Genomic DNA, 8288 nt, shown 5'->3' on the forward strand with positions numbered 1-8288 from the left:
ATTTCAACTTCTTTGAAAATTACTTTTACCCTCGTTCATCAGGAAATTTCAGCACTCAAATACAAAATGGCTTAGCGCCCTGCAAGCATATTTTATATTTAGAAACGATGCGATCCCTTCGCATTATCCTCTGTGTTTACAGGATATGATTCTATAAGTCTTTTTTACCGGCACTAGAACCTTACTAATTTAAGCAAAACCTCCTTTTCTCTAAAAGGAAGGCGGTGCCATTATATTACTATTTACTTATACATCATCCCATTTTATATATTATGGCTAAAAGACTTTTGTTGCTTTTTAGCTTGTGTGGTCTTTTATTGAACACAAGTTGCAACTCCGAAAAAGAAAAAAAAGAAGAAAAAACAAAATTTGCTGTTACTAACCCAATTTTAAGAGACACCATTACCACCAAAAACTATGTGTGTCAGATACATGCAATAAATCACATCGAATTGAGAGCCCAAGAAAGAGGCTACCTACAAAAGATTTTTGTGGATGAAGGACAGTTCGTTAGAAAAGGACAATTGCTGTTTCAAATCATGCCTAATCTGTATCAGGCAGAAGTGCAAAAAGCGCAATCAGAGGCTGATTTCGTTCAGATTGAATACCAGAACACCAAAAAATTAGCAGAGAAAAATGTAGTTTCTCCTAACGAATTAGCAATGGCTAAAGCAAAATTGGACAAAGCCAAAGCTGAATTGGCATTAAGCAAAGTTCACCTTCAGTTTACGGAAATCAGAGCGCCGTTTGATGGCATCATCGACAAATTTCACGTTCGTTTAGGAAGTTTATTGGAGGAAGGCGATTTGCTGACCGAGTTATCCGATAACAGCAAAATGTGGGTTTATTATAATGTTCCTGAAGCGGAATATTTGGACTATAAATCTAAAGTAAACGAAAATTCCAAAACGAAAGTTAACCTGTTGATGGCTAATAATGAGTACTTCAATCATGTTGGTGTGGTTGAAACCATTGAAGCTGATTTTAACAACGAAACCGGAAACATTTCGTTCAGAGCCACTTTCCCTAATCCAAAAGGATTATTACGACACGGAGAAACCGGAAGTATCCAGACCATCCTTCCTTTGAAAAACGCCTTATTGATTCCGCAAAAAGCCACTTTCGAAGTGCTTGAAAAAAAATATGTTTACGTGGTTGATAAAGAAAATAAGGTAAGATCAAGAGCGATTACAATTGCAGCCGAATTACCACATATCTATGCCGTAAGCAGCGGTTTATCCGAAGGCGACAGAATTCTTCTTGAAGGATTACGTATGGTGAAAGAAAACGAAAAAATTGAATCTAAAGTAGAGGATCCTGCGTATGTTTTGTCTCATTTAGAATTATATGCTGAATAATTTAAAATCGTAAAGAAAGAAAAATGTTTAGCAAATTCATACACAGACCGGTATTTGCGATTGTCATTTCAATCATGATACTATTTGTGGGATCATTGGCCATCAAACAGATGCCAATTTCACAATTCCCGCAGATTGCCCCAACAACGGTAAATATTTTTATCGCCTACCCAGGAGCCAGTGCAGACGTATTGGTGAAATCCACCCTAATTACCCTTGAAAATTCGATTAATGGTGTTGAAGGAATGCGTTATATCGCAACGGATGCTACCAGTGCCGGAGAAGCTACCTTGAGAATTATTTTCGAACCCGGCACCGATCCCAATCAGGCGGTTGTTCGCGTTAAAACCAGGGTCGATCAGGTAATGCCTCTTTTGCCTGAACTTGTTCAGCGTGAAGGTGTGGTAATTACACCGATCCAGCCGAGTATGCTGATGTACGTGAATCTTTATTCGAAGGATAAAAGCATGGACGAAAAATTCCTGTACAATTATGCCAGCGTAAAGATGCTCCCGGAAATCAACCGACTTAAAGGTGTTGCCCGTTCCCAAATATTAGGAAGCAGAACCTATGCGATGCGTGTTTGGCTGAACCCGGAGCGCATGAGAGCTTACAACATTTCTGTTGAAGAAGTAATGGAAGCCATGGGTGAGCAAAGTATCATCGGACGTCCTGGACGAATCGGGCAAAGTTCGGGTATCGCCGCACAATCATTAGAGTACGTTTTAACCTACAAAGGAAGATACAGCGAACCGAAAGAGTACGAAAATATTATCATCCGTGCCAATTCAAGCGGTGAAAGCATCCATTTAAAAGATATTGGTAAAGTAGAATTAGGAAGTGAATTCTTTGACATCTACTCCAATTTAGATGGGCATCCTTCTGCGGCTATCGTATTGAAACAAAATTACGGAAGTAACGCAAGTGAAGTTATTGAAGAAATCAAAGGAAAACTGGAAGAAATGAAAGAATCGTTCCCACCAGGAATGGATTATAAAATCAGTTACGACGTTTCCCAGTTCCTTGATGCTTCGATTGAGCAGGTAATTGATACCTTGAGAGATGCTTTCATCTTGGTAGCTCTTGTGGTATTTGTCTTCTTAGGCGACTGGCGCTCAACTTTAATCCCAATTTTAGCGGTTCCGGTATCTTTAATCGGTGCTTTCTTTGTAATTCAGTTTTTTGGACTTTCCATTAACCTGGTAACTCTTTTTGCCCTTGTATTAGCTATTGGTATTGTGGTGGATGACGCCATAGTCGTCGTCGAGGCCGTCCACGCCAAGTTTGAAGAATTCCCGGATATTACACCATATCAAGCAGTTAAAAAAGTATTGGGAGAAATCACTGGTGCGGTAATCGCGATTACAGCAGTAATGGTTTCCGTGTTCTTACCTATTTCCTTTATGTCCGGACCTGTTGGTACATTCTACCGCCAGTTCTCCATTACCATGGCAAGTTCGATTGTTATTTCGGCTCTTATCGCGCTTACCCTTACACCGGTTTTATGTGCGATGATGCTGAAAAACCATCACGGACATGAAAAGAAAGGCAATCTGTTTACCAAAGCGTTAGACCGTTTTAATGCCGGATTTGACAAGCTTACCGGAAAATATGTTGCCATACTGAAATCCATTGTAAGCAGAAGATGGCTGACATTCGGAATATTAGCAGCATTCTGTGCGGGTATTTTCGTGGAAAATCAAATCCTGCCTTCAGGTTTCATCCCTATTGAAGATCAGGGTACAATTTACGCTATTATTCAAACGCCTCCGGGTTCTACACTGGAAACTACCAATAAGGTTTCACAAAAACTTCAAAAAATTTGTAAAACGGTAGACGGAGTAGAATCGGTTTCATCATTGGCAGGTTATGAGATTATGACCGAAGGACGTGGTTCCAATGCCGGTACTTGTTTGATCAACCTTAAAAAATGGTCAGATCGTAAGCACACGGTAAAAGAAATCATGGAAGAATTGGAAGAAAAATCCAAAAATCTTGGAGCTGTCGTGGAATACTTCGAACCGCCGGCCATTCCGGGATTTGGATCTTCGGGAGGTTTCTCAATGCGTTTGTTGGATAAAAATACCACAACCGATTACCAGGACTTCGACAGAATCAATAAAAAATTCATGGAAGACCTTGGCAAACGCAAAGAATTAACCGGATTGTTTACCTTCTTCGCAGCCAATTATCCGCAATATGAGTTGGAAATCAATAACGAATTAGCAATGCAAAAAGGAGTTTCCATCGGAAAAGCAATGGAAAACCTCAACATTTTGATTGGTAGTACCTACGAACAAGGTTTCATCAAATACGGACGTTTCTTCAAAGTTTATGTTCAGTCTGATCCTAAATACAGAAGATTACCATCAGACATTTTGAACCTTTTTGTTAGAAATGATAAAGGCGAGATGGTTCCGTATTCGGCATTTATGACACTTAAAAAAGGTCAGGGCCCTAACGAGATTACACGTTATAACATGTACAATTCGTCAGCAATTCAAGGACTTCCTGCAAAAGGTTATACCACTGCCGAAGCTATTAAAGCTATTCGCGAAGTAGCCGAAGTGTCATTACCGAAAGGCTATGATATTGCATGGGAAGGGTTGTCTTTTGACGAAGCCAGCAAAGGAAATGAATCGATTTACATTTTCGCTATTGTATTGTTGTTCGTTTATTTCGTGTTGGCGGCACAATACGAGAGCTTTATCATCCCATTATCAGTTATCTTATCGCTTCCGGTGGGTATTTTCGGTTCGTTCATGCTTCTCCAGCTGATGGGACTTGAGAATAATATTTATGCACAGATCGGACTTATCATGCTCGTCGGATTACTCGGTAAAAATGCCGTACTTATCGTGGAGTTTGCCCTCCAGAAGAGAAGTGAAGGATTTACGATACTCGATGCTGCCATTGAAGGAGCTAAAGTACGTTTCCGACCAATTTTGATGACTTCGTTCGCTTTCATCGCCGGATTGATTCCGTTGATTATTGCTCATGGAGCCGGCGCTATCGGTAACCGTACCATTGGTGCTGCGGCCTTGGGAGGTATGCTTTTCGGAACCATTTTCGGGGTACTTATTGTTCCCGGATTGTATTTCATCTTCGGAAGTTTGGCTGACGGTAAGAAATTAATCAAAGATGAAGAGGAAAGCTCATTAACCGAGAGTTTTGTCCATACGATAGATGATTTTAAAATAGACAATCATTCAGAAGAAAATCACAATGAGAATAAATAAGAAATATATATTCCAATCCGTTGCAATTGCCATCGTTTTGTTGAGCGTTGCAAGTTGTAAAATGTCGGGATTGGCAGAAAAGACAGCTAACACTAAAGTGCCTGAACAGTATACCGCTGTTCAGGACACTGTTAACTCCGGTAAAATTTCCTGGAAAGAGTATTTCAAGGACAGCTATTTGCAATCATTAATTGAAACTGCACTGAAGAACAATCAGGAGTTAAATATCACCATGCAGGAAATCGAGATTTCTAAAAACGAAATCAGTGCCCGTAAAGGAGAGTACCTTCCTTTTGTTGGGGTAAAAGCCGGTGCTGCTGTCGATAAAGTTGCCCGTTACACTAACATCGGTGCTATGGAAGCGAATACAGAAATCAAACCCGGAAAGGAAATGCCGGAACCATTACAGGATTATGGTATCGGTCTTTACGCAAATTGGGAAATTGATATCTGGAAGAAACTCCGCAATGCTAAAAAGGCTGCGGTAAACCGTTACCTGTCTTCTGTGGAAGGCAAGAATTTCATGGTTACCAATCTGATTGCCGAAATTTCAAATTCTTACTATGAGCTGCTGGCGTTAGACAGCCAATTGCAAATCGTAAATCAGAACATTGAAATTCAGAGCAACGCTTTAGAAGTCGTAAAACTGCAAAAAGAGGCAGCCAGAGTTACTGAATTGGCGGTGAAAAAATTTGAAGCCGAAGTTTTAAAAACCAAAAGCCTTCAGTTTGAAATCGAGCAAAAAGTCGTGGAGACCGAAAACAAAATCAACTTCTTGGTTGGCCGTTTTCCGCAACATGTAGAAAGAAACACCACCGCGTTTAACGATTTGTTGCCAAATGTGGTTCACGCCGGTATTCCTTCACAACTTTTAAAGAACAGACCGGATATCCGTCAGGCGGAATTCGAACTGGCAGCTTCAAAACTGGATGTAAAATCAGCCAGAGCCCGTTTCTATCCTACCATCGGAATTACTGCCGGAATTGGTTATCAGGCATTTAATCCTGGTTATCTGTTTAATCCGGAATCGTTATTGTATTCTTTAGCGGGTGATTTAATGGCTCCGCTAATCAATCGAAATGCAATTAAAGCGAGTTACAATACGGCCAATGCTAAACAGATTCAGGCGGTTATTAACTACGAACAGACCATTTTGAAGGGTTATGTGGAAGTGGCTAATCAGGTTTCGAAAATCAGTAACCTTGAAAAAAGCTACAATTTAAGATCGAAGCAGGTAGAAGCGCTTACATCTTCAGTTTCAATATCGAACGAATTATTCCGTTCTGCACGGGCAGACTATATGGAGGTATTACTAACGCAACGTGATGCTTTAGAATCTAAATTTGATTTAGTGGAAACCAAAATGCAGCAATTAAATGCAATGGTTAACATTTATAGAGCGCTAGGTGGCGGATGGGAATAAATTAGTTAGTTGTGTGAGATTCCGAAAAAAATTAGTGTAGAAATTGCACCTGTTACCACTTTTTGGTAACTTGCATAAAAACTTTTTAAGTCATGGGAAAAAACACTTCAATATCTTTAGGAAATCATTTTGAGAGTTTTATTGAAAGTAGCATCAATACTGGACGCTTTAACAACGCAAGCGAAGTTGTACGAGCAGGATTACGTCTACTTGAAGATGAAGAAAACAAAATTATTGCATTAAAAAAAGCTCTACAAGAAGGAATTGAGAGCGGTATCGCGAAAGATTTTGATCGTAAAGAATTTTTAGAAACACTAAAGGCAAGAAAAAAATAAATGACCAAATATCATTTCACCAATAAAGCTCTAGATGATCTAATAGATATTTGGGATTATACTGTTGAAGTATGGTCTGAAAATCAAGCCGAGAAATACTATAACTTATTAATGGCTTCTTGTGCAGATTTGGCTAATAATCCAAAATTCGGAAAACCTTACGAAATCATTTTAGAAAATGTTCTAGGCTACAAATGCGGTGAACACATTATATTCTATCACGAGATTTCAAAAAACGAAATTGAAATTATTAGAATTTTACATGGAATGATGGATTTAAAAAAACAAATATAGGACCCGTCACACAACAGCGGTTTACTACTTGGTTTGAAAGCCATCCTACTTCGGTAGGGTGGCTTTTCTCTTTTACTTAAAGTTCGTTTATTTTCTGCATCACGTTTGCCGTTAATGCATCACAATAGATCAGATTAAATTCAAAGAGTTCACTGGTCGAATAGGATTTTTCCAACTGTTCCCTTAACATTACTTTCGCCCTGTTAAGCCGCACTTTTACATTTGCCTGGCTGATATTAAGCAAATCGGCAGTTTCCGACACATTTAATCCGCTGATTTCCCTTAGTGAGAAAACCATTCTATACTCTTCGGGTATTTTAGAAAGTGATTCTTCTATGACACGGCCTAATTCACGGTTGTGAATGTTTTTATTAGCATCGTTATTTGAATTGGTAAACATCGGTGTTACATTTTCGTTTAGATCTGCTTTTGCAAACTCGTTTTTGAAACTGAATTTTTCTTTTTTCCTGAAACAATTGTTCAGCATGATACGGATAAGCCACGTTTTAAAATTTGAATGATTCTTAAATTGGCTCAAACTTTTATAGGCATCAATATAAGTGTCCTGCATCAGGTCCTGTGTATCTTCATGGTTGTAATTATAAGACCTTCCAATTTTGTACAAATAGGAGTTAAACCGCCTTACGATGAGTTCATAAAGCAGTTTTTCGCCTTTTAAAACCCGGTCAATTATTTCGGTTTCGGAAAGTTTATCTGACTGTTGCATTTTATTTTACAATTTTATGAATTCGCGCCATTGAAAAAGCAGCTATTGCCATTACAAGATCTCTTACTGCCACATCCAAATAGTGTAAACTGAGTAATAATGTCAATGCAATGGATGTTAACCATGCGGCAACAATATATCCTCCAATTTCGGTTTTTTTCAGTACAATGATTCCAGCAACAATTTCAATAACTCCCACGATCATCATAAAGGTATCTGACGAAAAAGGCAGCATACCGGCAATTGTGGGATTGAGGTACTGATCCCAATCTGTAAGCAGGTTTGTGAACTTGTCCGCCCCTGCTACGATGGGCACAATTACGAATGTGTATTTTAACAGATTGTAGGTCTGTACTAACACAAGCTCTTGTGATCTGTTATTTTCCATTTTATTTAATGTTAATGTCTTACTTAGCTTAAATGAAACTATTTAGTTTTAAAATTTATCGGGAAACTGTTTAGCTATTCCTTCCGACAATACATCAGCAAGCATCAGCATATGTTGCAGTGCTCCTTCAAAACCATCGACGGAAGATTTATAATCACCCTTAAGTATATTGACTGAATATTCCGTCGTATGAGTGATATGGCTTTTCAACGCTGGTTCGGTAACTGATTCAGGCCAGTTTTTAGGGTTGGCCGCAGAAAGGAAATCGGCAATTTCTTTAGCATTTTTATACCAGGCTGCAAGTGCTTTGTCTAAAGCCGGTTTGTCATTTGCCTTAGCCGCTTTCAATACCGGAATCGCACCTTCTATATGTTCTTTTAACAGTTTCGCCAACTGATCTCCCGCAGCTTTCCCGTAGAACGGTACAATGGCAGCACCAATTTGTTTTTGATTCTCTAACAAACGATTAAGTTTTACTTCCACTTGATTTGGTTCGTTGTAGAATGCATCAACTGTTGCTAATG

General features: G+C 39.0%; 8 protein-coding genes. 5 read left to right on the forward strand and 3 right to left on the reverse strand.

The window, feature by feature from the left end:
* Positions 1 to 272: 272 nt before the first annotated feature.
* The 5 genes from VLB74_RS04120 to VLB74_RS04140 all read left to right on the forward strand — a co-directional run bounded on the left by VLB74_RS04120 (position 273) and on the right by VLB74_RS04140 (position 6649).
* Positions 273 to 1358 (forward strand): efflux RND transporter periplasmic adaptor subunit, encoded by a 1086-nt coding sequence (locus VLB74_RS04120; protein ID WP_325202195.1) that lies wholly within the window; start codon positions 273 to 275, stop codon positions 1356 to 1358.
* Positions 1359 to 1381: 23 nt separating this feature from the next.
* Positions 1382 to 4597: an efflux RND transporter permease subunit gene (locus VLB74_RS04125; protein WP_325202196.1), complete on the forward strand. Its 3216-nt coding sequence runs from the start codon at positions 1382 to 1384 to the stop codon at positions 4595 to 4597.
* Positions 4584 to 6020: a TolC family protein gene (locus tag VLB74_RS04130; protein ID WP_325202197.1), complete on the forward strand. Its 1437-nt coding sequence runs from the start codon at positions 4584 to 4586 to the stop codon at positions 6018 to 6020. Before VLB74_RS04125 ends, VLB74_RS04130 begins: the two co-directional genes overlap by 14 nt.
* 92 nt (positions 6021 to 6112) lie before the next feature.
* Positions 6113 to 6355, forward strand: a complete 243-nt coding sequence (locus VLB74_RS04135; protein WP_325202198.1) for a type II toxin-antitoxin system ParD family antitoxin — start codon at positions 6113 to 6115, stop codon at positions 6353 to 6355.
* Positions 6356 to 6649, forward strand: a complete 294-nt coding sequence (locus tag VLB74_RS04140) for a type II toxin-antitoxin system RelE/ParE family toxin (protein ID WP_325202199.1) — start codon at positions 6356 to 6358, stop codon at positions 6647 to 6649.
* A 76-nt stretch (positions 6650 to 6725) separates the two neighbouring features.
* Here the strand turns inward: VLB74_RS04140 and VLB74_RS04145 are convergent, their stop codons facing one another.
* The 3 genes from VLB74_RS04145 to VLB74_RS04155 form a co-directional block, all read right to left on the reverse strand.
* Positions 6726 to 7376 carry a sigma-70 family RNA polymerase sigma factor gene (locus VLB74_RS04145; RefSeq protein WP_325202200.1) on the reverse strand — a complete coding sequence of 217 codons (651 nt, stop codon included), beginning with the start codon at positions 7374 to 7376 and terminating at the stop codon, positions 6726 to 6728.
* 1 nt (position 7377) lies between these two features.
* Complete coding sequence (locus VLB74_RS04150; RefSeq protein WP_325202201.1) at positions 7378 to 7764, reverse strand: hypothetical protein; 387 nt, start codon at positions 7762 to 7764, stop codon at positions 7378 to 7380.
* A gap of 48 nt (positions 7765 to 7812) precedes the next feature.
* Positions 7813 to 8288: hypothetical protein (locus VLB74_RS04155; protein ID WP_325202202.1), on the reverse strand; the 476-nt coding region annotated here is incomplete at its 5' end.

Source organism: Flavobacterium sp. (assembly GCF_035456225.1).
GTDB lineage: Bacteria > Bacteroidota > Bacteroidia > Flavobacteriales > Flavobacteriaceae > Flavobacterium.

Excerpts from the sequence above, each read along its gene's own strand:
- VLB74_RS04140 (WP_325202199.1), top strand. The coding sequence starts at position 6,356 with ATGACCAAATATCATTTCACCAATAAAGCTCTAGATGATCTAATAGAT.
- VLB74_RS04120 (WP_325202195.1), top strand. The coding sequence starts at position 273 with ATGGCTAAAAGACTTTTGTTGCTTTTTAGCTTGTGTGGTCTTTTATTG.
- VLB74_RS04125 (WP_325202196.1), top strand. The coding sequence starts at position 1,382 with ATGTTTAGCAAATTCATACACAGACCGGTATTTGCGATTGTCATTTCA.
- VLB74_RS04135 (WP_325202198.1), top strand. The coding sequence starts at position 6,113 with ATGGGAAAAAACACTTCAATATCTTTAGGAAATCATTTTGAGAGTTTT.
- VLB74_RS04150 (WP_325202201.1), bottom strand. The coding sequence starts at position 7,764 with ATGGAAAATAACAGATCACAAGAGCTTGTGTTAGTACAGACCTACAAT.
- VLB74_RS04145 (WP_325202200.1), bottom strand. The coding sequence starts at position 7,376 with ATGCAACAGTCAGATAAACTTTCCGAAACCGAAATAATTGACCGGGTT.
- VLB74_RS04130 (WP_325202197.1), top strand. The coding sequence starts at position 4,584 with ATGAGAATAAATAAGAAATATATATTCCAATCCGTTGCAATTGCCATC.